Annotated in this window: 22 protein-coding genes; 9 read left to right on the top strand and 13 right to left on the bottom strand. The window is 73.1% G+C overall.

The annotated features are described in order from the left end of the window. Positions 1–176 precede the first annotated feature (176 nt). The gene (locus ACSU6L_RS07865) at positions 177–1,643 is read left to right on the top strand and encodes an NCS2 family permease (RefSeq protein ID WP_437054910.1); all 1,467 of its coding nucleotides are present in this window, start codon (positions 177–179) and stop codon (positions 1,641–1,643) included. Positions 1,644–1,690: 47 nt separating this feature from the next. After that, positions 1,691–2,842, top strand: a complete 1,152-nt coding sequence (locus ACSU6L_RS07860; protein WP_437054908.1) for an XdhC family protein — start codon at positions 1,691–1,693, stop codon at positions 2,840–2,842. Positions 2,843–2,981: 139 nt separating this feature from the next. Here the strand turns inward: ACSU6L_RS07860 and ACSU6L_RS07855 are convergent, their stop codons facing one another. Both ACSU6L_RS07855 and ACSU6L_RS07850 read right to left on the bottom strand, forming a co-directional pair. Further along, a complete protein-coding gene (locus ACSU6L_RS07855; RefSeq protein ID WP_073939060.1) occupies positions 2,982–3,422 on the bottom strand; it encodes an Immediate-early protein 2 in 441 nt (146 codons plus the stop codon). Between the two features lie 22 nt (positions 3,423–3,444). After that, positions 3,445–4,212, bottom strand: coding sequence for a polysaccharide deacetylase family protein (locus tag ACSU6L_RS07850; RefSeq protein WP_437064811.1), 768 nt, complete (start codon positions 4,210–4,212; stop codon positions 3,445–3,447). 191 nt (positions 4,213–4,403) lie between these two features. Here ACSU6L_RS07850 and ACSU6L_RS07845 point away from each other — a divergent pair, with 191 nt between their 5' ends. Beyond that, positions 4,404–5,402, top strand: coding sequence for a glycosyltransferase family 2 protein (locus ACSU6L_RS07845; protein ID WP_437054906.1), 999 nt, complete (start codon positions 4,404–4,406; stop codon positions 5,400–5,402). Beyond that, the gene (locus tag ACSU6L_RS07840) at positions 5,399–5,962 is read left to right on the top strand and encodes an HAD-IIIA family hydrolase (protein WP_437054904.1); all 564 of its coding nucleotides are present in this window, start codon (positions 5,399–5,401) and stop codon (positions 5,960–5,962) included. The genes ACSU6L_RS07845 and ACSU6L_RS07840 overlap by 4 nt, the downstream gene beginning before the upstream one ends. An 84-nt stretch (positions 5,963–6,046) precedes the next feature. Here the strand turns inward: ACSU6L_RS07840 and ACSU6L_RS07835 are convergent, their stop codons facing one another. The 5 genes from ACSU6L_RS07835 to ACSU6L_RS07815 form a co-directional block, all read right to left on the bottom strand. After that, positions 6,047–6,247 (bottom strand): hypothetical protein, encoded by a 201-nt coding sequence (locus ACSU6L_RS07835; RefSeq protein ID WP_437054902.1) that lies wholly within the window; start codon positions 6,245–6,247, stop codon positions 6,047–6,049. 132 nt (positions 6,248–6,379) lie between these two features. Then, a complete protein-coding gene (locus tag ACSU6L_RS07830) occupies positions 6,380–7,300 on the bottom strand; it encodes a polysaccharide pyruvyl transferase family protein (RefSeq protein WP_437054900.1) in 921 nt (306 codons plus the stop codon). Positions 7,301–7,346: 46 nt separating this feature from the next. Next, positions 7,347–8,030 carry a DUF6766 family protein gene (locus ACSU6L_RS07825; RefSeq protein ID WP_437054898.1) on the bottom strand — a complete coding sequence of 228 codons (684 nt, stop codon included), beginning with the start codon at positions 8,028–8,030 and terminating at the stop codon, positions 7,347–7,349. Between the two features lie 85 nt (positions 8,031–8,115). Beyond that, the gene (locus ACSU6L_RS07820; protein ID WP_437054896.1) at positions 8,116–8,526 is read right to left on the bottom strand and encodes a hypothetical protein; all 411 of its coding nucleotides are present in this window, start codon (positions 8,524–8,526) and stop codon (positions 8,116–8,118) included. A 755-nt stretch (positions 8,527–9,281) separates the two neighbouring features. Next, positions 9,282–10,685, bottom strand: a complete 1,404-nt coding sequence (locus ACSU6L_RS07815; protein ID WP_437054894.1) for an esterase/lipase family protein — start codon at positions 10,683–10,685, stop codon at positions 9,282–9,284. 70 nt (positions 10,686–10,755) lie between these two features. Between ACSU6L_RS07815 and ACSU6L_RS07810 the strand changes: the two genes are divergently transcribed. Continuing rightward, entirely contained in the window at positions 10,756–10,980 is a 225-nt protein-coding gene (locus ACSU6L_RS07810; RefSeq protein ID WP_437054892.1) for a peptidoglycan-binding domain-containing protein, read from the top strand. Between the two features lie 166 nt (positions 10,981–11,146). On the opposite strand, the gene ACSU6L_RS07805 is transcribed toward ACSU6L_RS07810, so the two are convergent. From ACSU6L_RS07805 to ACSU6L_RS07790, 4 genes are all read right to left on the bottom strand, one after another. Then, positions 11,147–11,674 (bottom strand): hypothetical protein, encoded by a 528-nt coding sequence (locus tag ACSU6L_RS07805; protein WP_437054890.1) that lies wholly within the window; start codon positions 11,672–11,674, stop codon positions 11,147–11,149. A gap of 235 nt (positions 11,675–11,909) precedes the next feature. Then, complete coding sequence (gene meaB / locus ACSU6L_RS07800; protein WP_437054888.1) at positions 11,910–12,914, bottom strand: methylmalonyl Co-A mutase-associated GTPase MeaB; 1,005 nt, start codon at positions 12,912–12,914, stop codon at positions 11,910–11,912. Between the two features lie 13 nt (positions 12,915–12,927). Further along, complete coding sequence (scpA, locus tag ACSU6L_RS07795) at positions 12,928–15,102, bottom strand: methylmalonyl-CoA mutase (RefSeq protein ID WP_437054886.1); 2,175 nt, start codon at positions 15,100–15,102, stop codon at positions 12,928–12,930. Continuing rightward, positions 15,102–16,904 (bottom strand): methylmalonyl-CoA mutase family protein, encoded by a 1,803-nt coding sequence (locus ACSU6L_RS07790; protein WP_437054884.1) that lies wholly within the window; start codon positions 16,902–16,904, stop codon positions 15,102–15,104. The genes scpA and ACSU6L_RS07790 overlap by 1 nt, the downstream gene beginning before the upstream one ends. A 272-nt stretch (positions 16,905–17,176) precedes the next feature. Here ACSU6L_RS07790 and ACSU6L_RS07785 point away from each other — a divergent pair, with 272 nt between their 5' ends. Next, positions 17,177–17,629, top strand: a complete 453-nt coding sequence (locus ACSU6L_RS07785) for an FAD-binding protein (RefSeq protein ID WP_437054882.1) — start codon at positions 17,177–17,179, stop codon at positions 17,627–17,629. A gap of 159 nt (positions 17,630–17,788) precedes the next feature. Beyond that, entirely contained in the window at positions 17,789–18,070 is a 282-nt protein-coding gene (locus ACSU6L_RS07780; protein ID WP_437054880.1) for an FAD-binding protein, read from the top strand. A 16-nt stretch (positions 18,071–18,086) separates the two neighbouring features. On the opposite strand, the gene ACSU6L_RS07775 is transcribed toward ACSU6L_RS07780, so the two are convergent. Further along, the gene (locus tag ACSU6L_RS07775; protein WP_437054878.1) at positions 18,087–19,616 is read right to left on the bottom strand and encodes a ricin-type beta-trefoil lectin domain protein; all 1,530 of its coding nucleotides are present in this window, start codon (positions 19,614–19,616) and stop codon (positions 18,087–18,089) included. Positions 19,617–19,759: 143 nt separating this feature from the next. Here ACSU6L_RS07775 and ACSU6L_RS07770 point away from each other — a divergent pair, with 143 nt between their 5' ends. Together ACSU6L_RS07770 and ACSU6L_RS07765 are read left to right on the top strand one after the other, a co-directional pair. Beyond that, positions 19,760–21,175 (top strand): cellulase family glycosylhydrolase, encoded by a 1,416-nt coding sequence (locus ACSU6L_RS07770; protein ID WP_437054876.1) that lies wholly within the window; start codon positions 19,760–19,762, stop codon positions 21,173–21,175. Beyond that, positions 21,172–22,293 carry a winged helix DNA-binding domain-containing protein gene (locus ACSU6L_RS07765; protein WP_437054874.1) on the top strand — a complete coding sequence of 374 codons (1,122 nt, stop codon included), beginning with the start codon at positions 21,172–21,174 and terminating at the stop codon, positions 22,291–22,293. Before ACSU6L_RS07770 ends, ACSU6L_RS07765 begins: the two co-directional genes overlap by 4 nt. Positions 22,294–22,400: 107 nt before the next feature. On the opposite strand, the gene ACSU6L_RS07760 is transcribed toward ACSU6L_RS07765, so the two are convergent. After that, positions 22,401–23,192: a S1 family peptidase gene (locus ACSU6L_RS07760; protein ID WP_437054872.1), complete on the bottom strand. Its 792-nt coding sequence runs from the start codon at positions 23,190–23,192 to the stop codon at positions 22,401–22,403. Positions 23,193–23,351 lie beyond the last annotated feature (159 nt).

Below are 23,351 nucleotides of genomic sequence, written 5' to 3'. Positions count from 1 at the left end.
CCGCGCCGCCCGGAGCACTCAAGCACCGCACCGCTCGCGGTACTTGGCATCACCGACTGAATCGTTCGTCTCGGGCCGTCCCCCGGGTCGTGCGGCCGAAGCACCTTCCCAAATCCCGCAACCGCCCCCTCGCGGTCTCCTGCGGGTGCCCCTTTGAACCTTGGGAGTAGGCCCACATGACCCAGCAGTCACTGGAGCCGAAGACCGTCGCGGAGGACGCGGGCGCGGGAACCCGCGTTCCGGCCGGACGCTCTTGGCTCGACCGGTACTTTCACATATCCCACAGAGGATCCACGGTCGCGCGTGAGGTGCGCGGCGGCGTCACCACCTTCATGGCGATGGCGTACATCCTCCTCCTCAACCCCCTGATCCTGTCCGGCAAGGACGCCGCGGGGGACACGCTCGGCCAGAAGGCCCTCATCACCGCGACCGCGTTCGCGGCGGCCTTCACCACGCTGCTGATGGGTTTCGTCGGCAAGGTGCCGCTGGCCCTCGCCGCCGGCCTCTCCGTCTCCGGAGTCCTCGCCTCCCAGGTCGCCCCGCAGATGACCTGGCCGCAGGCGATGGGCATGTGCGTGATGTACGGCGTGGTCATCATGCTGCTGGTCGTCACCGGCCTGCGCGAGATGGTCATGAACGCCATCCCGCTCGCCCTCAAGCACGCCATCACCATGGGCATCGGCCTGTTCGTCGCCCTGATCGGCCTGGTCAAGGGCGGGTTCGTGCACGAGAACCCGGCGCCCGGCGGCGGCCCGGTCCAGCTCGGCGCCGTCGGTGAACTCGCCGGCTGGCCGGTGCTGCTGTTCTCCGTCACCCTGCTCGCCATCTTCATGCTCCAGGCGCGCGGTGTCCCCGGCGCCATCCTCATCGGCATCGTCGGCGGCACGCTGATCGCGGTGATCCTCAACGCCGCCGGTGTCATCGACCCCAAGCAGTGGGCGAGCGGCGCGCCCGAACTCCACGGCAGCGCGGTCTCCATGCCCGACTTCTCGCTCTTCGGCGCCGTCGAGTTCGGCGGCTGGGGCGAGGTCGGCGCGATGACCGTCGGCATGATCGTCTTCACCCTGGTGCTCGCCGGGTTCTTCGACGCGATGGCGACCATCATCGGCGTCGGCACCGAGGCCAAGCTCGCCGACGACAAGGGCCGGATGCCGGGCCTGTCCAAGGCGCTGTTCATCGACGGCGCGGGCGGTGTGATCGGCGGCGCGGGCGGCGCGTCCGGCCAGACCGTGTTCGTCGAGTCCGCGACCGGCGTCGGCGAGGGCGCCCGCACCGGCCTGGCCTCCGTGGTCACCGGTCTGTTCTTCGCCGCCTGCCTCTTCTTCACCCCGCTGACGGCGATCGTGCCGGGCGAGGTCGCCGCGGCCGCCCTGGTGGTCATCGGCGCCATGATGATGATGAACGCCCGCCACGTGGACTGGGGTGACCGCGCCACCGCCATCCCGGTCTTCCTGACCGTCGTGATCATGCCGTTCACGTACTCCATCACCGCGGGTGTCGCCGCCGGCGTCATCTCCTACGTCGCCATCAAGGCCGCCCAGGGCAAGGTCCGCGAGATCAGCGCGTTCATGTGGGCACTCACGGCGATCTTCGTGGTGTTCCTCGCCCTCAACCCGATCGAGAGCTGGATGGGCGTGCACTAGCGCCCCGCACGACCGCCCTTCACCCAACCGCTTAAGGAGACCGACAGATGCTGGACATCGCCGAAGAGCTGCACCGGTGGGTCGAGCAGGGACGCGACTTCGCCGTGGCCACCGTGGTCGCGGTCGGCGGCAGCGCCCCCCGCCAGCCCGGCGCCGCCCTCGCGGTGGACGCCGACGGCACGGCGATCGGCTCGGTCTCCGGCGGCTGTGTGGAGGGCGCGGTCTACGACCTGTGCCGGCAGGCGCTCGAGGACGGCGAGACCGTCCTGGAGCGCTTCGGCTACAGCGACGAGGACGCCTTCGCGGTCGGCCTGACCTGTGGCGGCGTCATCGACATCCTGGTCACCCCGGTCCGGGCGGGCGACCCCGTCCGGCCGGTGGCGGCCGCCGCCCTCGCCGCCGCCGCGGACGGGGCGGCCGCCGCGGTCGCCCGTGTCGTCTCGGGCCCGGCCGAACTGCTGGGCCGCGCGCTCCTGGTGCGTCCCGACGGCTCCCACGACGGCGGCTTCGGCGCCCATCCCGAGCTGGACCGCACGGTCGCGGCCGAGGCGGGTGCCTTCCTGGACGCCGGCCGCACCGGCACCCTGGAGATCGGAGAGCAGGGCTCACGCTGCGGAGCACCGCTCACCCTGCTCGTCGAGTCCTCGGTTCCCGCCCCCCGGATGATCGTCTTCGGCGCGATCGACTTCGCCTCGGCGCTGGTCCGCGTCGGCAAGTTCCTCGGCTACCACGTCACCGTCTGCGACGCCCGCCCGGTGTTCGCCACCGAGGCCCGCTTCCCCGACGCCGACGAGATCGTCGTCGAGTGGCCCCACCAGTACCTGGAGCGCACCGAGGTCGACGGCCGCACCGTCCTGTGCGTCCTCACCCACGACGCCAAGTTCGACGTCCCCCTGCTCCGCCTCGCCCTGCGGCTGCCGGTCGCGTACGTCGGCGCCATGGGCTCGCGCCGCACCCACCTGGAGCGCAACGAGCGGCTGCGGCAGGTCGGCGTGACCGAGCTGGAACTGGCCCGGCTGCGTTCCCCGATCGGCCTCGACCTGGGCGCCCGTACCCCCGAGGAGACGGCCCTGTCCATCGCCGCGGAGATCGTCGCCGCCCGGCGCGGCGGCAGCGGTGTCTCGCTCACCGGCGCGCACACCCCGATCCACCACGACACGCCGTCGGCACCCGCCGGCCGCATCGGCTCGGTGGCCTGACCGGCCGTCACGGCGCTCCGGGGTGCGGGAGTACGGCAATCCGGCCTCCCGAAGACTGCCGGTTCGAGGCGGTCCGGGGCCGGCCGGGCCGGTGCCACGATGACACGCATGACATGTTCCCGCCGCGGGCTGGGCTGACTCACGGCTGCCGCAACAGCCGGTTCACCGCCCGTCCGAACACCGCCCGCGCCGTCCGCTCCAGTGGCCGGTCGAACAGCGCGGGCAGCAGACGTACGCCCAGCTCCTCCCGCCAGATCACCCGGGCCCGTCCGCCGGGGCCGGGCCGGACCTCCAGTTCCGCCCAGCCGAGGACGAGCCGTCCGCGCTTCTCCAGTCGGCACAGCCCCGGCGTGCCGTCGCCCGGCGGCTGCCACACCGTCACCTCCATCCGGTCGTCGAAGGCGAGCGGTCCGACGCCCGAACGGGCCACGAAGACCGTGCCGGCCCGGGTCGGCGGCGGCGTCAGCACGGTGACGCGGGTCAGCGGGACGGCGTCCGCGTGCCGGGACCACTCGGTGAGCCGGCGCCAGGCCTCGGGCAGGGGGAGCGGCGCCGTGCGCTCCAGGGTGAAGGTGACCACGGGACGATCTTAGGGACGCCGGCTACCGATACACCTTGCCCGGCTCGGCCTTCCCCGGCGCGAGGAGCTGCGGAACGGTCACGAACACATACCCACGCTCCTTGAGTGCTTCGACGATCCCGGGTACGGCCGGCACCGTCCCGTCGTAGATGTCGTGCAGCAGGATGATCCCGTCCCGGTCCGCCTGCTCCAGCACGCGCTTCTCGATCAGCGCGGAGTCGTTCGTGGTGTAGTCCTTCGCCGTCACGGTCCACAGCACCTCGGCGAGTCCCAGCTCGCGGCAGATCTCGTGCACCGTGTCGTCGGTGCGGCCCTGCGGCGGGCGCATGAGGGTGGGGCGGCGGCCTGTGAGGTCCTCTATCGCCTCGTTCGGGCGCTCCAGCTCCTCGCGTATCCCGTCCTCGTCGAGGCTGGTGAGGATCTTGTGGTCCCAGGTGTGGCTGGCGACCTCGTGGCCCTCGTCGGCCATCCGCCTCACCAGCTCCGGGTACTTCTCGATGTGCCGCTTGCCCAGCAGGAAGAAGGTCGCCGGGACCTGCTTGTCCTTCAGGATGTCGAGCAGCCGCGCGGAGTGCTCGCTGGGGCCCGCGTCGAAGGTGAGCGCGATGCACTTGGCGCGACGGCAGTCCACGGTGCCGAATCCGGCGGCCTCGGCGCCGGACGCGGCCTGCGCGCGGACGGTGCTCGGCGCGGTGGTGTCGAGGCGGGTGCACCCCGTCAGCGCGAGCGTCAGGGAGACGGCCGCGGAGACAAGCACCGCCGTTCGGAACCCGGCCGCCGGTCTTTTCATCTTCTTGGTCGCTGAAGGCATGCCGGGACTATACATCGCGTGTATACATGCGATGTATAGTTTTCTCGGTGTGCGCGGAATCCCGCTCCGGTGTGCCCGGAACCCCGCTGCGGCGTTTGATCCGCCCGCACCCTGGCACCCGCGAAGAGAGCAGCGCGCGCAGGGAGCCGACGCGGAAAGGGGGCGCGCACATGACCGCGTACGCCGTGGTGATCCCCACCCTCGTCCCCGACTCGCTGGCCGACTGCCTCGCCGCGCTCGCCGCGTCCATCGGGCCCGCGCCCCGGCAGATCGTGCTCGTCGACGACCGGCCCGACCCCGGACCCGGCGCCCTGGACCACCCGCTCGACGTCCTCGGCGACCTGCGCGCCCACACCGCCGTCCTCGCCGGCGGCGGCCGCGGCCCCGCCGCCGCCCGCAACACCGGACTGCGCGCGGTCACCACGCCCTGGACCGTCTTCCTCGCCGACGACGTCCAGCCCGGCCCGCACTGGTGCGCACAGCTCGACTCGGACCTCGCCGCCGACGCCCCCGACATCGCGGGCAGTCAGGGTGTCCTCGCCGTCCCCCTGCCCGACGGCCGCGCACCCACCGAAGCCGAACGCGAGACCGCCGCCCGGGCCCGCGCCCGCTGGACGACCGCCGACATGGCCTACCGCACCGACGCCCTCAAACAGGCCCGCGGCTTCGACGAACGCTTCCACAGCGCCGACCGGGCCGACACCGACCTCGCCCTGCGGCTCCTCGACGCCGGCCTGCGCATCCGCCAGGGCCGCCGCACCAGCAGGATGCCGGTGCCGCCCGCCGACCGCCGGGCCGCGCTGCGCGCCCAGCGCGTCCACACCGACGACGCGCTCATGCGGCGACTGCACGGCCCCCGCTGGTGGCACCGGGCCGTCGCCCCGCGCGGCCGCCTCCCCGGCCACCTCGCCGTCACCGCCGCGGGAGCCGCCGCCTGCGCCCTCGCCGCCGCCGGCCGGCGCTCGGCCGCCCTCGCCGCCGGAGCCGGGTGGGCCGCGGGTACCGCCGAACTCGCGCGGTCGCGGATCAGCCCCGGGCCGCGCACCCCCGACGAGGTGACGACCCTGCTCGCCACCAGCGTGCTCGTCCCGCCCGCCGCCACCTGGCACTGGCTGACCGGGCAACGGCGGCACCGGCACGCCGTGGCCTGGCGGGAGGTCGCCGAATGACCCGGATCCGGGCCGTGCTGTTCAACCGCGACCGCGTGCTCGTCGAGAACGCCGGGGACGGCCCCGACGGCGTGCGTCCGGTGCCGGGCGCCGCGGAGGCACTGTGGCATCTGCGCCGGCACGGGCTGCGCACCGGAGTCGTCACCGCGCGCGGGCCGCTCAGCGCGGCCGGGACGCGGCAGCTCGACGAACGCGTCGACGAACTCCTGGGCCCCTTCGACGTCTGGGCCGTCTGTCCGCACGGCACCGGCGAGGAGTGCCGCTGCCGCGCCCCCGAACCCACCCTGCTGCTCTGGGCCGCGGGCCGGCTGTGCACCGCCCCGGACGCCTGTGCCCTCGTAGGCGACACCACAGCCGACGCCGAAGCCGCGCACCGCGCGGGCGCCCGCGCGTTCCTGCTGCCCACGAGCCGGCCCACGAGTCCGCCCACGAGCGGAACGCGGCCGGAGCCGCCGGTGGACGGTGGAGGTGGCGCCCAGCTCGTACCGGATCTCACGGCCGTGGCCCTGACGCTGGCGCCGGGACGAGCGCCGGGGGACCCGGGTGACGGCGACGGGTGACGGGGCGGTCGGCGGGGCACGCGGTTGAGCGCCCGACGCGGGGTGAGGGCCGACGCCGGCCGGTCCTCGCCCCACGTCCGGCGCTCAGCCACCGCCTTCGGAACGCTCGCCCTTGGGGCCGCGGCCGCGTTCGGTGCGCGGGCCGCCGCTTCGCCGCTCGGGTTCCTGCTGCAAGGTCTCGTTGGCCCGCTCGTTGGCGTCCTGGTCCGAGATCCCGGACCGCTCGGCCTCCTTGCGCAGTCTCGCCCGCTGGGTGTCGTACTTCTTGCTTCCGGGTCCTGGCACGACGATCACCTCCTGGCGACCGGGTCCCCGACGGCCTCTCCCGGCAAACGCTCAGCCGTATGCGGTCGGCGGGCGACCGTCCGGTGCGGGCGGCAGACCGTCGACGGCATCCCGTATACCGTCGCCAAGCGCTCAGCCGTATGCGGTCGACGGGCGACCGTCCAGTGCGGGCAGCAGACCGTCGACGGCATCCGGCATACCGTCGCCGGTGAACCGGTCCCGTGCCCGCCGTGCCGCCTCCCGCCCCGCGCCCAGGCACCACCCCCACCACCGTTCCAGCCCCTCCGGGCCCGCCTCGTCGGCGGGCAGCAGCGCGGGCCAGCCGCAGGCGCGGGCCTGGGCGGTGACCTTGGCGCCGCCCTCGACCGGGTCCACGGCCAGCGCGGGGGTGCCGGCCCGCAGGGCGAGGACCAGACCGTGCAGCCGGTCGGTGACGACGACGTCCAGCCGGGACAGGACGGCGGCGAGCTGGGCGGGCGTCGCGCACAGCCGCCAGTCACGCGTGTCGAGCCGGGTCTCCAGCTCCAGACGCGCGCAGTCCTTCCCGGCCAGCCAGCGCGTCACCCGCTCGGCGACCTGGTCGTGCCGCCGCCGCGGCCCGTACTCGTGCTGCCCGTGGGTGAGGATCACCCCGGCCACCGGGCGGGCGGGCGCGGCCGGTGCCCGGGCCGCCAGGTCGGTCGTCGGCGTGATGCCGGGCGCGTCCCGGGCCAGCACCCGGTGGAACCCGGTGACGGCCGGTGCGGCGGGGTCCGGCACGGACGTGCCCACCGCGACGCGCACGCAGTGGGCGAACCGCCGGTGCAGTCCCTCGATCTGCGGGCCGTGCAACGGGCCGCACACGAACACCAGATGGGAGTACCGCTCGGCACACACCTCGTCCAGGTGCAGGGCCCGCGGCCGGAAACCGGGGCTCCAGACGACGTCGTACGGCAGTCCGGCCCGCCCCAGCACCTCCTCGGTGCGGGCGAGCGCCAGCACGTCCCCGGCGGTCGCCTCCCCGTCGAGGAAGCTGAACCACCCGGTGAGCAGAATCCGTCGCGGCGTGTTCACGGTCCCGCCGAGTGCCCTCGCGGGACGGCCTCCAATCGCATGCGCCTCAGCCTTCCACGCCGGTGGCCCCGTGCGACGCGCCCACCGGCTTGGACTCGGGGGAGCCGCGCTGGCGCAGGTAGATCGAGAGGACCGCCATGGAGGCGACCGCCAGCAGCTCGGACTGCCAGTTCTGCAGGGTGCGGTTCCAGAAGTCGGCGGAGGTGAGGTAGGCGGCCCAGCTGGTGGGGCCCTCCAGCTGCCGTAGCTGCTGCTCGTTGTACGCGGCGACGCCGGTGATCGACTGGGACAGCCAGGACAGCACGAAGACCGTTCCCATGACCAGGCCCAGGGATCGGGAGAAGAGGAGCCCCCGCCAGCCCGTGTCTCGGGCCCAGCGCGGCGAGTCCTGCCGCGCGTGTTCGCCGACCCGCTGGTCCCGGTCGGACTCGGTGCCCGCCTTGTGCAGCTCCTTCGACTCCGGTGAGCCGCGCTGCAGCAGCCACACGGTGCCGAAGATGTAGAGGAAGAACTGCAGGTACTCCGACTGCCAGTTCTCGGTGACGTCCACGGCGAAGTCCGAGGTGGCGAGGTACGCGGAGAGGCTCACCGGTGCCAGGCCCTCGGAGGTGAGCTGGTTGTTGAAGTCGGCGTGCCCGGCGACCGCCTGACCCGCCAGGGCGATCAGGAAGGCGGTCAGGAAGGCCAGCCCGAGGCTGTTCTCGCGCAGGAAGCGCCCGGCGCGGCTCATCGCTGCGTCAGCCCCAGCGCCGTGAAGTACACGAGGCCGGCGGCGATGATCAGCAGGGTGGTGACGAACAGCGTCCTCATGCCGGTCACCCGCCCTCGATCGCGCACTGGTAGGGCCGTTCGGGCCGCGGCAGGCACCCGGCGGCGGTCACCTTCCAGCCGTCGGGGAAGTGCGAGAGGAAGACGGTGTCGTGCTCCAGCACCACCCGGGCCTGCGCGCCGTACACGTCCACCTGCCGTACGGCCCCTCCCGGCGGCAGTTCCTCCTGGCCGATGGCCCGCGGACAGGCGGCCTCGGCGGTGTGCTCCAGTTCCTCGCGGGTGGCGGGGGCGAGGGTGCCGCACAGTGGGGCGTACCGTCCGGCGGCGAGCAGCCGCTCGAAGCGGGCGACCTCCGCCGTGACGGCGTCCCGGCGTTGGGACAGGGACCCGCAGGCGCCGACGGCCGCCAGCACCGCCACGGCCGCCACGCCCCGGCCGTACCGCTGTCCCGGCATGCTGCCTCCCGTTCGACCGGCCACCCGGCTCCATGGGACGGCCGTGCCCGAAGGCCCGCAACCGGGGCACGGCCGTTCGGCCCAGCCGGCCCATGACGACTGCATCGCGCGGGCGTGCCGTACGCCGGTCGCCGCCACGGCAGCAGGCCCGGCGGCAGCTCCGCCTCCTTCGCCTCGTCGCCCGGCTGGAGCCGGTCGGCGTAGCCCGCCTCCGTCCACACCAGTTTCTTGAACTGGGCCGGCGTCAGCGCGCCCGGCCAGGGGGTGCCCCCCGGGCAGAACACCGAGCCGCAGCCGTAGCAGTAGTGCGCCGGCCGCCACAGCCGGTCGGCGCGTCCGCCGCCCGCCTCGGCGGCGGCCTTGCCGCGGCGGTCGTCACGGACCACGAAGAAGGTGCCCACGAGACACACGAGGGCGAGCACGGCGCCGCCGACCGTGTAGAGCGGCTTCTCCTGGCTCACTCCGGTGTACGCGAGCGCCACGCCGATGCCGGTCAGCACCATGCCCTCGACGAAGTGCACACACCCGTCGCCGCCCGAGTCGGGGCCGGGCGCCAGTCGGCCGTACAGGTTCCGGCGCGACGCGCCCTTCGCCGTGCGCGCCTGCTCCACCGTGCGCACCTCTGTGCCCCCGCACGCCGGGCACGCCACCCACGCCGGGTATCCGGTCCCCTCCATCGCCATGAAGATCAGCTTATCGGCGCGCGTGTGCGGGTTCCGTGGGGACCGTGTGCGGGGGCGGGGCTCACCGCAGCCTCACCGCCACGGCGTCGCCGTGAGGCGGATGCCCGCGCCCTCGCCCACGATCGGGTGGGCGTTCACGGGGAAGGGGATGTGCGCGACCCAGCGGCCGACGGCGGGATCCTCGTCGGTCAGCGGGCGGCCCTGCGGCTCGTGGTCCTTGATCGCGCCGGGGATCAGCGAGTTCCAGGTCGCCCAGATCGCGGGCGCCGGACCGGTGCCGACGTCCACGACGAGGGCGTCGTCGAAGTCGGCGGTCTGCTCCAGGTGGTCGCCGAAGCCGAGGACGCCCCTGTCCGTCCGCAGCGACAGGATCCGCAGGTGCAGCGCGTACCGCATGGTCGGCGACGCGGCGGGCCGGGGCAGGTCGGTGCGCAGGAACGTGGTCGTCAGCGGCACGGGCTCGGCGGCGCCGGCGGTGTCCGGCCTCGGCAGCGGCACCGGGCACCAGTGGGCGGCCTGCCGTTCGTGCACGACGACGGGCAGCCCGCGGATGGCCATCAGCACCTCGGCCTGCCAGCTCGTCCCCGGCTCGGCGGGCAGCCGGTGACCGACGAGCGAGGCCTCGACCCGCAGGTCGCCGAAGAGGAAGCGGCGCAGGTTCTGGTAGCCCTCCTCCGAGTTCACCAGCCCGTACCGGCCGCTGTGGCTGCGATGCACGAACGCCCCGTGGGAGTCCGGGACCGCGGCCCGGTCGATCTGCACCAGTCCGTCGCTGCGGGCGCCGACCGCGGCGGCGGACATCCCCAACGCCACGTCGTAGTCGGCCGGATTGGTGCCGACCAGGCAGAACACCCGCTCCAGCGGGAACCGTCCCGCGCCCTGCGGCATGACCCGGGCGTCCCAGCCGTCCGGCGGATCGCCTCCGCGCCATTCGAGGCGTGGCGTCAGGTACTCGTACATCCGGCGCGGGCCGAAGATGTCGCCCCCCTGGATGCCGAAAGAGTCCCGCAGCCGCTCGAAGACGCCGAAGCCCTTGTCGAAGACGATGCCGCCGTGGGGTGTCCCGTACGTGAAGAGCTTGTCGACGAAGTCCGCCGGATCCTCGCCCTGTTCGGGCAGTATTTTCTGCAGCAGGCAGCGGCACACGAGCCCGCCCATGGAATGGGCGACCAGATACACGCGGGGCGCGCCGGTCCTCTCCCGCAGCCTGCGGATCAGCCGCAGCAGGTCGGCGGCGGCGTCCTCCAGCCGGAACTCCCTGGGATCGGCGCCCCAGCTGGTGGCCGACGCGTCGTAGAAACGGTGCACCCAGATGCTGTCCGCCGGAATGTCCCGGTGCGATTCCAGACAGGACTCCTGGCCGCCCTCGACGAGAACGTGGTAGCCGTCGTCGAGGTGGAGCCGCAGCAGCGGGCTCTCGAACTGATGGAAAGTCGGGCGGAAGACATTCCCGACTCTACGTCCGGCCGACCGCACCGGCCACCGCACGATTCGCCGAACGCAGCCCTAGGAACCACACTGGAAGGGAGGTACAGGAGGCGGAATCATGGCTTTCTTCAACCTTACGAGCCCTCAAGGAGTCCAGGCGGCCCTGACGGAACTCGGGTTCGACCCGGGGCCCGCCGACGGCATCGCCGGACCCAAGACCCAGAAGGCGGTCCGGGAGTACCAGGCCAGCAAGGGCCTGACGGCGGACGGCATCGTCGGACGCATGACCCGCGCGGCCCTGGCCGAGGACCTGCGGGCCCGTGGCCACGACGTGAAGGAGTGACAGGACGGCATCGGTTCACCTCGGCGGTGGCCGGCACAGGTTCTGCGAGGCGCCGGGCTGCCGGGCGGCGAACTCCCGCAGCAGCTCCGGCGTCACCGACGGGTCGAGCCCACTCGTCGCCGTCGGCCACCGCCCATACCGCGCGCACCACTTCCTCCGACGCCGGTCAGCGCCACACGCAGCCGCTCTCCGCGAACGTGCCCACGCTGTCGTACATCTCGACCGGCGTTCCGCTCAGGCCCGTGAACGCCCGCAGGTCCGGCCCCGACTCCGCGTCGCTGTCCCGGCGGGCACCGGCCGGCACGCCGTAGCCGAGCGAGCCCAGTGCGGCCCACAGGTCGCCCCCGTGCTCGGCGACGGCGGCCTCGAGGCGCGCCGCGGTGTACTGCGGCACCTTGCGGCGCAGGGTGGACGGCTTGGTGAGGGTGAGCACCGCCAGCACGGCTCTGATCCGGCCGTCGTCCAGGCACAGCAGCCGTACGCCGCCGACGTCGAGGGACTCGGCGGCGGCACCGCCGTCCGTCCCCGGGGCGATCTCGGCGGTCAGCAGTTCCGCGCTGACCAGGCCCCGCGGTGGATGCGGAACGAACACGACGTCGTCCGCGACGAGGACTCCCGGCACGGCCGGAACGCCGGCGGACCGCACGGTGACCTGCGGTCCGGCGGGCGGGGACTGGGGGCTGGGACTGGTCATGGAGCACTCCCGAAGGCGAGTCCGCCATGGCGGAAAGAACACGCTGGGTGACGACTCCCGTATCGCACCGCGAGGCGAACCCCACTGTCCATCACCCACCCGGGTGAGCGGGGCGCTCGGCCCCGCGCACCGCGGCGCACCCGCGGGCACCGCGCGCGTCCGCGTGGACGACGACGTCAGGGGGCAACCTGCTGAGGTCGCTCGCGCGTTCGCCGCCGATGCCGGCCGACCGGTCTCAGCGCCCCGCGCCGTCACCCCCGGCGCTGTCCCGGAAGGCGGCGAGGATGCGTTCCGCCGCCAGGGTGGACGTCAACTCGCCGTCACGCACCCGCTGTTCGAGGGAGGGGGCGAGGGCGCGTACCGCCGGATCGGAGCGCAGGCGGTCGAGGAGTTCGTCGTGGACCATGCTCCACGTCCAGTCGACCTGCTGGTCGCGCCGTTTGGCGGTGAGGCGGCCGGTGGAGTCGAGCAGGGTGCGATGCTGTTCGAGGCGTTCCCAGACGACGTCCAGGCCGGTCGACTCCCGCGCGCTGCAACTCAGCACGGGCGGCGTCCAGAACGCGTCCTTGCCGTGCATGAGCCGCAGCGCGCCGGCCAGTTCCCGTGCGGCGGCGCGGGCGTCCCGCTCGTGGGGGCCGTCCGCCTTGTTGACGGCGATGACGTCGGCCAGTTCCAGGACGCCCTTCTTGATGCCCTGCAACTGGTCGCCGGTGCGGGCGAGGGTGAGCAGCAGGAAGGAGTCGACCATGTTCGCGACGGTGGTCTCCGACTGGCCGACGCCGACGGTCTCCACCAGGATCACGTCGTAGCCGGCGGCCTCCATCACCACGATCGACTCGCGCGTCGCCTTCGCCACCCCGCCCAGCGTGCCCGCCGTGGGGGAGGGGCGCACGAACGCCGCCGGCTCGACGGCCAGGCGCTCCATGCGGGTCTTGTCGCCCAGGATCGAACCGCCCGTGCGGCTGGAGGACGGGTCGATGGCGAGCACCGCGACCCGGTGGCCGAGCGAGGTGAGCATCGTGCCGAACGCGTCGATGAAGGTCGACTTGCCCACCCCGGGCACGCCGCTGATGCCGATCCGCCGGGCCCGCCCGCCGTGCGGCAGCAGCTCGGTCAGCAGCCGCTGCGCCAGGGCCCGGTGGTCGGGGCGGGTGGACTCGACGAGCGTGATGGCGCGGGCCACCAGGGCCCGCTTGCCGTCGAGCACACCCTTCACATACGTGTCGAGATCGATCGCCATGCGGGCCCCGGCCTCAGATGTCGTGGCCGAGACCGGCCGCCAGCCGCGTGACCAGGTCGTGCGCGGCGTCCGGGATGACCGTGCCGGGCGGGAAGACCGCCGCCGCGCCCATCTCCAGCAGCGTGGGCACGTCCTGCGGCGGGATCACCCCGCCGACCACGATCATGATGTCCTCCCGGCCCTCCTCGGCGAGCTGCTCCTTCAACGCCGGTACGAGGGTGAGGTGTCCGGCGGCGAGGGAGGAGACGCCGACGATGTGCACGTCCGCCTCGACGGCCTGACGGGCCACCTCGGCCGGGGTCTGGAACAGCGGGCCGACGTCCACGTCGAAGCCGAGGTCGGCGAACGCGGTGGCGATCACCTTCTGGCCCCGGTCGTGGCCGTCCTGGCCCATCTTGGCGACCAGGATGCGCGGGCGGCGGCCCTCGGCCTCCTCGAAGGCGGACACCAGGGTCCGGGTGCGGTCCACGGACGGGGACTCCCCTGCTTCGTTGCGGTACACGCCGGAGATCGTACGGATCTGGCTCGCGTGCCGGCCGTACACCTTCTCCAGGGCGTCGGAGATCTCCCCGACGGTCGCCTTCGCGCGGGCCGCGCGCACCGCCAGCTCCAGCAGGTTGCCCTCGCCCCCCGCGGCCCGGGTGAGCGCGTCCAGCGCGTCCCGGCAGGCGGTCTCGTCCCGCTCGGCGCGCAGCCGCCGCAGCTTCTCGATCTGCTGCGCGCGCACCGAGGAGTTGTCGACCTTCAGGACGTCGATCTGCTCGTCGCTGTCGACGCGGTACTTGTTGACGCCGATGACCGGCTGCCGCCCGGAGTCGATGCGGGCCTGGGTGCGGGCCGCGGCCTCCTCGATGCGCAGCTTGGGGATGCCCGCGTCGATGGCCTTGGCCATGCCGCCCGCCTGCTCGACCTCCTGGATGTGCTGCCAGGCGCGGCGCGCGAGGTCGTACGTCAGCCGCTCGACGTAGGCGCTGCCGCCCCACGGGTCGATGACCCGGGTGGTGCCGGACTCCTGCTGGATCAGCAGCTGGGTGTTGCGGGCGATGCGCGCGGAGAAGTCGGTGGGCAGCGCGAGCGCCTCGTCGAGGGCGTTCGTGTGCAGCGACTGGGTGTGCCCCTGCGTGGCCGCCATCGCCTCGACGCACGTACGCGTGACGTTGTTGAACACGTCCTGCGCGGTCAGCGACCAGCCCGAGGTCTGTGAATGGGTGCGCAGCGACAGGGACTTGGTGTTCTTCGGGTCGAACTGCTTGACCAGCTTCGCCCACAGCAGGCGGGCCGCGCGCAGCTTGGCGACCTCCATGAAGAAGTTCATGCCGATCGCCCAGAAGAACGACAGCCGGGGCGCGAACGCGTCCACGTCCAGGCCCGCCTCCCGGCCCGCCCGGATGTACTCCACGCCGTCCGCGAGGGTGTACGCCAGCTCCAGGTCGGCCGTCGCGCCCGCCTCCTGGATGTGGTAGCCGGAGATGGAGATCGAGTTGTAGCGGGGCATCCGCTGCGAGGTGAAGGCGAAGATGTCGGAGATGATCCGCATCGACGGCTTCGGCGGATAGATGTAGGTGTTGCGGACCATGAACTCCTTGAGGATGTCGTTCTGGATGGTCCCCGCCAGCTTCTCCGGCGGCACCCCCTGCTCCTCCGCCGCCACGATGTACAGGGCGAGCACGGGCAGCACGGCCCCGTTCATCGTCATCGACACGGTCATCTTGTCCAGCGGGATGCCGTCGAAGAGCTGCCGCATGTCGTAGATCGAGTCGATGGCCACGCCCGCCATGCCGACGTCACCGGTCACCCGCGGATGGTCGCTGTCGTAGCCGCGGTGGGTGGGCAGGTCGAAGGCGACCGACAGGCCCTTCTGGCCGGCCGCCAGGTTGCGCCGGTAGAAGGCGTTGGACTCCTCGGCGGTGGAGAAGCCCGCGTACTGGCGGATCGTCCACGGCTGGTTGACGTACATCGTCGGGTACGGGCCGCGCAGGTACGGGGTCATGCCCGGGTAGGTGCCCAGGAAGTCCAGGCCCTCCAGGTCGCGCCCGGTGTACAGCGGCTTGACCGGGATGCCCTCGGGGGTCTCCCACAGCGGATCGTCCCCGCCGGTCGCCTGCTTCACCGCGGTACGCCACTCGTCGGCGCCGCCTGCGGACGCGGGCACCCCGAGTTCGATTCCCGAGAAGTCGGGGATTCCCATCAGGACACTCCCATCCGGTCGAGGGTCGCGGACAGCACGGCGACGGCGTCGCAGCCCGCGAAGACGTACGCGTCGATGTCGGAGTACCGCCCGGGGCGGCCGGCCAGGAACACGTGTCCGGCGCCCGCCGCCTTCAGGTCGCGGGCGGCCGACTCCGCCTGCTCCTCGTACACCGCGTCACTGGAGCACAGGCAGACCTCGGTGGCGCCGCTGTCCTCGAACGTGCCCTCGGTGACGGGTTCGATGCCGCCCGCCTGGAACAGGTTCGCCGCGAACGTCGCCCGCGCGGTGTGCGCGGCGGCCGGGCCGAGGGTGGCCAGGTAGATCCGGGGCCGGGCGCCGGTGGCGGCCAGGTGCGCGTCGGAGCGGGCGCGCAGCGTCTCGTACGCCTCGTCGCGGCGCACCCGGGGCAGTCCGCCCGCCGGGGACGCCGGGGCGGGCTCGCGCTCCACGGGCTGCTCGGCGAGGAGCGGGAACTCGCTGACACCGGTGACGGGTTCGCGCCGCTTGGCGAGCCTCTCGCTGCGCGCGGCCCAGGTGGCGGCCAGGTCCTCGCCGAGACGGCCCGAGCGCAGCGCGGCGGCCTGTCCGCCCTGCCGCTCGACGTGCTGGAAGAACTCCCAGCCGGCGTACGCGAGTTCGTCGGTCAGCCGCTCCACGTACCAGGAGCCGCCCGCCGGGTCGATCACCCGGGCGAGGTGCGACTCCTCGATGAGGATCGTCGAGGTGTTGCGGGCGATGCGCCGGGCGAACGCGTCCGGCAGGCCGAGGGCGTGGTCGAAGGGCAGCACGGTGACCGAGTCGGCGCCGCCGACCCCGGCGGCCAGCGTGGCGACCGTCGTGCGCAGCATGTTCACCCAGGGGTCCCGGCGCGTCATCATCACCGGCGAGGTGACGGCGTGCTGGACCTGCCTGCCGGGCGCCCCGCACACCTCGGTGACCCGCGCCCACAGCCGGCGCGCCGCGCGCAGCTTGGCGATCGTCAGGAACTGGTCGGCGGTGGCCGAGTACCGGAACTCCAGCTGGGCGCAGGCCTGTTCGACGGTCAGGCCCGCCTCGGTCAGCTCCCGCAGGTAGGCCACGCCGGTCGCGAGGGAGCAGCCCAGCTCCTGCGCGGCGGAGCCGCCGGCCTCGTGGTACGGCAGCGCGTCCACGGTCAGCGCCCGCAGCCCCGGGTACTCCTCGGCGCACAGCCGGGCCAGGGAGGCGGCCGGCGCGAACTCCGCGGCCCGGCCCGTACGGGCCTCGTGGCCGAGCGGGTCGCCGCCGAGACCGCCGCGCGCCGCCTCCTTGGCGACGCCGCGCTCGGCGTGGAGCCGCAGCAACTCCCGTGCGGCGGCCTCGGTCTCGTCGCCCGCTTCGAGGACGACGGGGGCCAGGTCGAGATGGACGCCGTCCAGGACCCGGCCGAGCGACGACACCGGGATGCCGTCCTCGCCGACGACCAGCCAGAGCGAGGTGACGCCGTTCTCCAGGTCCGCCAGCACCGACCCGTCGGCGACCGCCGTGTGGCGCTGGCGTACGTCCCAGCCGCCCGCGGTGTTGCCCTGGGCGCGGCCGCCGCGGACGAAGGGGGCGAATCCGGGGAAACCGGGATCGGGTGCGCTGTCGTTCGCGGTGTACAGGGGGCGGGTGCGCAACCCGTCCTCCAGCGGGGTGGACAGGGCAAGCTCCGCCGCCGCTCCCGACACGTCCTTGCCCGCCTTGCGCAGCACACCTTCCACCAGGTGTTGCCACTGCTCGTGGGTCGCGTCAGGGAACTCGGCGGCCAGCGAGAGCCCGTCGTCAGGCAGGACCGTCATGCTCGGATGCTAGGCCAGAAGGACAAAGGAGCAGCAGGGGACGCGGCTGTGACCTTCCCCTCGCCCACCCTGTGACCTGGGCCTCTGTGGGGCCCCTCGCAGCACTCTGGCAGCGGGTGACCCCTTGGGGCTACCGTCGGTAACACCGTTCTGGTCCCCACCCCGTGCACCCTCCGTACCTCTTTCCGGAAGGGCAGTCCATGGACAACTCCCCAGCGCACCCCGGGACCGGTAGCACGTCCGGGTCAGCGTCCGGATCCACGTCCGGATCCGTGCCCGGGATCACCCGCCGCCACGCCCTCACCGCGGCCGGCGGAGTGCTCGCCGCGACCCTCGCGGGCGCGGTGCCCGCCTTCGCCGCCGAGTCGCAGGACGCGGACGCGATCGTCGTCGGCCACGGCCTCGCCGGACTGGTCGCGACCGCCGAACTCGCCGCCGCCGGCCGCAAGGTGCTGCTCCTCGACCAGGAACCCGAGGCGAGCCTCGGAGGGCAGGCGTTCTGGTCCTTCGGCGGCCTGTTCCTCGTCGACTCCGACGATCAGCGCCTCATGGGGATCAAGGACTCCCACGACCTCGCCTGGCAGGACTGGCTGGGCACGGCCGGCTTCGACCGGGGCGTCGACGACCCGTCGGGCCAGGACCACTGGGGCCGCAAGTGGGCGCAGGCGTCGGCTCCGGGGTCTGCCAGATGCGGGAGAGCAGCATCCAGACGTTCTTCTCGGTGAGGTCCGGGTTCTGTTCGGAACCGGAGAGCGCGAGCTCCTTGGCGAGGATCTTCTGGGTGGTGACGAACCAGGAGTAGTCGTACCCGGTGCCGGTGATGGACTTCAGGGGTGTGGAGGGTGTCGTAGCCGGGGATGTCGGGGCTGCCGAACCGCTTGCCGGTGGCGTCGAACCACATCGAGGACGGGCCGGGCAGGATGCGGATGCCTCGCCTCAACATCCTCACCCGCAAGACCCTCGGCGGCCTCCAGACCGACCTCTTGGGCCGGGTCCTGAACACCTCCGGCGAACCGGTCCCCGGTCTGTACGCCGCCGGGGAGGTGGCCGGCTTCGGCGGGGGCGGTGTCCACGGCTACCGCTCGCTGGAGGGCACCTTCCTCGGCGGCTGCCTGTTCTCCGGCCGCCAGACCGGCCGGGCCGCCGCCCAGGCCACCGCGACCTGAGCGGCTGTGACCCGCCCTACGAGGTGAACCGCTGGCCGGCCGAGCCGTCGCACGGCTGCAGCCGCAGCGGTTCCCGGGCCGCCGCCTGCGTCAGGCACAGGCCGGGCTCGGCGGACGGGCGGATGGTCGTACCGTCGCGGACGAACCTCTGGTTGGCCGAGCCGGAGCAGTTCCAGACGATCAGCGCGGTGCCCGCGCGGTACCGCGCGCCGGGGACGTCCAGGCAGCGGTCCTGGGTGAGCTGGGTGTGGAAGGTCTGCCGGGCCGTGTCGTACCACCAGCGCTGGTTGCGGGTGTCGGCGCAGTCCCAGCCGAGGACGCCGGTGCCGTTGGCACTGCCGGAGGCGGCTACGTCCACGCAGGTGCCGGTCGCCTGGTTCTTCAACGGCGCGAAGACGTCGTCCCAGGCGTGCGGGAACAGGACCGGGCTGCCGGAGGAGGCGACGTCCGCGCAGGAGGCCTCGAGCAGGTCCGAGGCGTAGAACCGGGTGAGGCAGGACGCGAAGGCGGCGTGGCCGCGGGCGTTGGGGTGGAAGGACTGCCGGACGGAGTTCTCGTCCGGCGTGCCGGGCTTGGACAGGTCGATGTACAGGCCGCGCGCCCAGGTGTCCTCCATGCACACCTCGTGGCCGTGGAAGAGGCGCGAGGCGTCCAGGTAGGAGGCGCCCGCGGCGGCCGCGGCCTTGCGGACCCCGCGTTCGAAGGCGGGTACGGCGGTGTCGCGGCCCCACACCGTGTCGGAGTCGTAGCCGAGGCCGCCGCAGGCGAGTTTGCCGCCGAAGTCGGGGTTGTCGCGGAAGTCGGGGCCGATCGGGCTCGGGTAGCTCATCACGACGAGCTTGTAGTCGCCGTCGGCGTACCCCGCGTCGCGCATCACGGACCGCAGGTCGCGCAGGGTCTGCTCGACCTTGGGGACCAGGCCGTCCACCCGGGCCTGCCAGCCGGGGGCGTACTTCGGCTCGCAGGGTCCCTGGGAGAGCAGGTAGCGCTGGACGCAGTCGGTCATGACGGGACCGAACTGGAGGTCGTCGTTGGCCCCGGCGACGAGCAGCACCATCTTGATCCGGGTGTTGCGCGCCTTGATCGCCAGGCTGTCGCTCTGCACCTGCTCGTCGGCGTACTGCTTGGCGCCCCCGATCCGGATGTTGCCGGTGGAGGCGCCGGAGCAGGACACATTGAAGGTGAGGTCCGCGGCGATGCCGGTGCGGTGGACGGCGGCGTCGGGGGAGCGGTGGCACCAGTTCGTGGGGCCGTTCGTCGGCGGTTCGTAGGTGCCGACGCCCTCCCCGGAGATCTCGCTGTCACCGAGCGATATCAGCGCGGTCCTGCGTTCGGCGAGGGGGCGTTCGGCGGGGTCGCCGTAGAGCGCGGTGGCTTCCCTGGCTCTGATCGCCTCCAGGTCGGCCGGGAGCGGGGTGGCGGCCGCGGGCCGTGTGCCGGCGGCCGTGGCGGGGGTGGCGGTGGCGGGAACGGCGGCCGTCGCCATGGCGAGGACGGCCGCGGCCGCGGTGGCGAGCCACCGCAGCCGGTACCCGGAGCGTCTCATGACACCTCCTGGACGTGGGGTTACCCACGGTATTTACTGGCCGGTAGTCGCCAGGGGAACACCTTTGCCGAAAAAAGCTGAGGGAGCGTCATGTTCCGTTTCTGGGCGGCCGATCGGAGTCGGCTACGTGCAGGAGGTTGCCCGTGCTGCGAACGACCCTGACCGCGAGTGTGGCCGTCGGTGCCCTGCTCGCCCCCGTGACGGCCGCCCAGGCGCGGCCGGACGCACCGGACATCCCTCCCCTCACCGACCGGCACGGGCGGGTGCTGACCCTGCGCGGCTGGAACGTCGAGGACAAGGTGAACCGGGGCGGCAAAGCCCTGTCGGCCGTCACCGAACGGCACTTCGCCGACATGCGGGCCCAGGGCTTCAACCTCGCCCGCCTGCTGGTCTTCTGGGACGACCTGGAGCCCCGGCCGGGGCAGTACGGCACCGGATACCTGAGGAAGATCGACCGCGTCCTCGACTGGGCCCAGCGCAACGACGTCAAGGTCCTGATCGACGCCCACCAGGACGTCTTCGGCCCGGCCTTCGGCCATCGCGGCATCCCCGCCTGGGCCACCAGAACCGACGGACTGCCCTTCACCCCCCACCCGGACGACTGGTTCGCCGAGTACTTCGAACCCGCCGTCCAGCGCGCCTTCACCCACCTCTACGAGGACCCCGACCTGCGCCGCGCGCAGGCCGACGCCTGGCGGGTGCTCGCCGGGCACGTCGCCCGCCACCCGGCCGTGATCGGCTACGACCTGATGAACGAGCCGATGGGCGAACTACGCGAGGGGGAGGACCTGCCGACGGCCGCGCGCCGCATCGAGCGCGACCAGATCACCCCGATGTACAACCGCCTCGCCGACGCGGTGCGTTCGGCCGACCGGGACGCCTGGATCTTCGTCGAGCCCACGCCGATCGTGGGCGAGGGCGTACCGACCGGCCTCGGACGCGTCGACGACCCGAAGGTGGTGTACGCGCCGCACTTCTACAACACCGCCATGGAGGCGGGCGCCGACTACGACCCCGGTGCCGGCTGGATCGAGGCCTACGAGCGGGCCGTCGGCGAATATCCGAGGCGCTACCAGGTGCCCGTCGTGGTCGGGGAGTGGGGACCGCTCAACAACTCCCTGCCGAACATGGGCCTCTTCTACCGCGACGCCATGGCCTCCCTCGGCCGCTACACCTCCGGCTGGGCGGGCTACGTGTGGTGCTACGGCGGCGGGTACTGCGCGGTCGACGACACCGGCGCCTTCCGCACCCACAAGGAACTGACCGCCGAGCCGTACGCGGCGAGCGTCGCGGGCACCGTCGCCTCGGCCTCGTACGACCCCTCGGACGGCGTGTACCGGCTGGCCTACCGGGCGTCCCGGCACGGCCCGCGCACGACCGAACTCTCCCTGCCGCCGGGCACCTGGCACATCACCGCCGACGCGGCGACCGTGCTGCGCACGGAGCCGGGCCGGGCCCGGGTCCTGGCCGCCCCGGGCCGCGACGTGACCGTCACCGTCCGACGGTCCCGCATCGAGGACCGTACCTGTCCGCAACGGCGGCTAGCGTGCCGCCCATGACCAGGACGAAGGCCCAGCCCGCCACGACCGCCCCCGTGCTCGGCACCCGCGCCCTCAACCGGGCCACCCTCGCCCGGCAGCTGCTCCTCGGCCGTTCGCCGATGTCCGCGAAGGCGGCCGTGGAACATCTCGTCGGACTCCAGGCGCAGGAGGTGAAGCCGCCGTACCACGCGCTCGCCGCCCGCCTGGAGGGCTTCGCCCCCGAGGAGCTGTCGGGGCTGCTCGACGGCCGCGAAGCGGTGCGGATGGTGACGCTGCGCTCCACCATCCATCTGCACACCGCCGACGACAGCCTCACCCTGCGGCCCCTGGTGCAGCCCGCGCGGGACCGGGAGCTGAACATGAAGCAGTTCCGCGACGGCCTCGTCGGTGTCGACCTCGGCCGGCTCGCCGGCCTCGCCCGCGACCTCGTCGAGGCGGAGCCGCGCACCATGAGGCAGCTGCGCGAGGCCCTGCGCGCCGAATGGCCGGACGCCGATCCGCAGGCCCTGGCCGTCGCCGCCCGCTGCACGCTGCCCCTGGTCCAGGTCACACCGCGCGGCCTGTGGGGGAGGAGCGCCCAGGTCGCCGTGACCACGGTCGAGCACTGGCTGGGCCGCCCGGCCGAGCCGCCCGCCGCCCTGGACGCGGTCGTGCTGCGCTATCTCGCCGCGTTCGGGCCGGCCTCCGTGCGGGACCTGCAGACCTGGGCCGGGCTGACCCGGACACGGCTCGCCTTCGAACGCCTGCGGCCCTCCCTCGTCACCTTCCGCGACCCGAACGGCGTCGAGCTCTTCGACCTGCCCGACGCCCCGCGCCCCGACCCGGACACCCCGGCCCCGCCCCGCCTGCTGCCCGAGTTCGACAACCTGCTGCTGTCCCACGCCGACCGCACCCGGGTGATCCCGCCCCCGCACCGCGGCCGCACCTGGCAGGCGAACACCTTCCACTGCCCGCTCCTCGTCGACGGCTTCCTCGCCGGCGTGTGGCGCCTGCGCGACGACGCCCTCGTCATCGAGCCCTTCACGGACCTGACCCGGGCGGCGCGCGAGGAGGTGGGCGCTGAGGCCGAGCGGATGCTGCGCACGCTGTACCCGCAGGGGTCGTACGACATCCGGTTCGGCACCGTCACCGGCTGAGCCGGCGGTGACCCCGGACATGGAAAGGGGGCGCTGCGGGCCGCTCGTGGAGGCCCGCAACGCCCCCTGGTACTCACCTGAGGGGTGCCCTCAGGAGCTTCTCCCGGTTACGAGTTGACCTGCGCGGTCACCAGGCTGGAGAAGGTGGTCAGCCGGGTGTACACACCCGGGTAACCGGCCTGGGCGCAGCCCTCGCCCCAGGAAGTGATCCCTGCCAGGACGCCCCCGACAAGCAGGGGACCGCCGCTGTCGCCCTGGCAGGTGTCCACGCCGCCGGAGGAGTATCCGGCGCACACCATCTCGTTCGCGACGTAGTCGGAGCCGTAACTCCCGCCGCAGCTCGAGTCGGAGACGATCGGCACGGTCGCGGTCCGCAGCTGGTTGGAGGAGCTGCCGCTCTGCGACGTCGTACCCCAGCCGAGCACCCGGGCGGTGGTGCCGGCCTTGTAGACGGAGGTGTCGGTCGACGAGACGTACTTGGCCGTGGTGTACGGCATCGACGTCGACAGCGTCAGCACCGCCACGTCCTCACCGCGGGTCGCGGTGGTGTAGTTCGGGTGGATCCATATCTTGCTGACCCGGGCGACCGTCCCGTTGGTGCCGTTGAGGTAGGTCCGGCCGCCGACCACGCGGACGCTGCTGGTGCTCTCCCCGACCATGCAGTGCGCGGCGGTGACGACCTTCGTCGGCGAGACCAGCGTGCCGCCGCAGAACTGGTTCTGCGAGGCGTCGGTGATCTGCATCATGAACGGATAGGCGCTCGTCGTGGTGGTGGTGCCGCCGACGACGGGCTGGGGCGCGGCGACGGCCGAGGGGGCGCCGGTCAGCAGGGTCGCGGCGGCGGCGCCGCCGGCGGCGACGGCCACGGCGGCCTTTCTCGCACGGGTGAGCCCGAACATGAGTCTCCTCAGGGATTGCCGGTGGGGGGTCGCGCGGGGTGGGGGGTGGTGCACGCGGATCTCGGGACAGATCCCCGTGTGCCCGGCGAGCGGCACGCCCTTACGCTAGGGCCGGCGGCCCCGCCCTCCCAATGAGGGAACCCCCTAAGGGGGTTGGTG

Origin of the sequence: Streptomyces sp. enrichment culture (assembly GCF_964272855.1) — a bacterium.
Lineage (GTDB): Bacteria > Actinomycetota > Actinomycetes > Streptomycetales > Streptomycetaceae > Streptomyces.
This window is presented reverse-complemented; position numbering and strand designations above follow the sequence as displayed.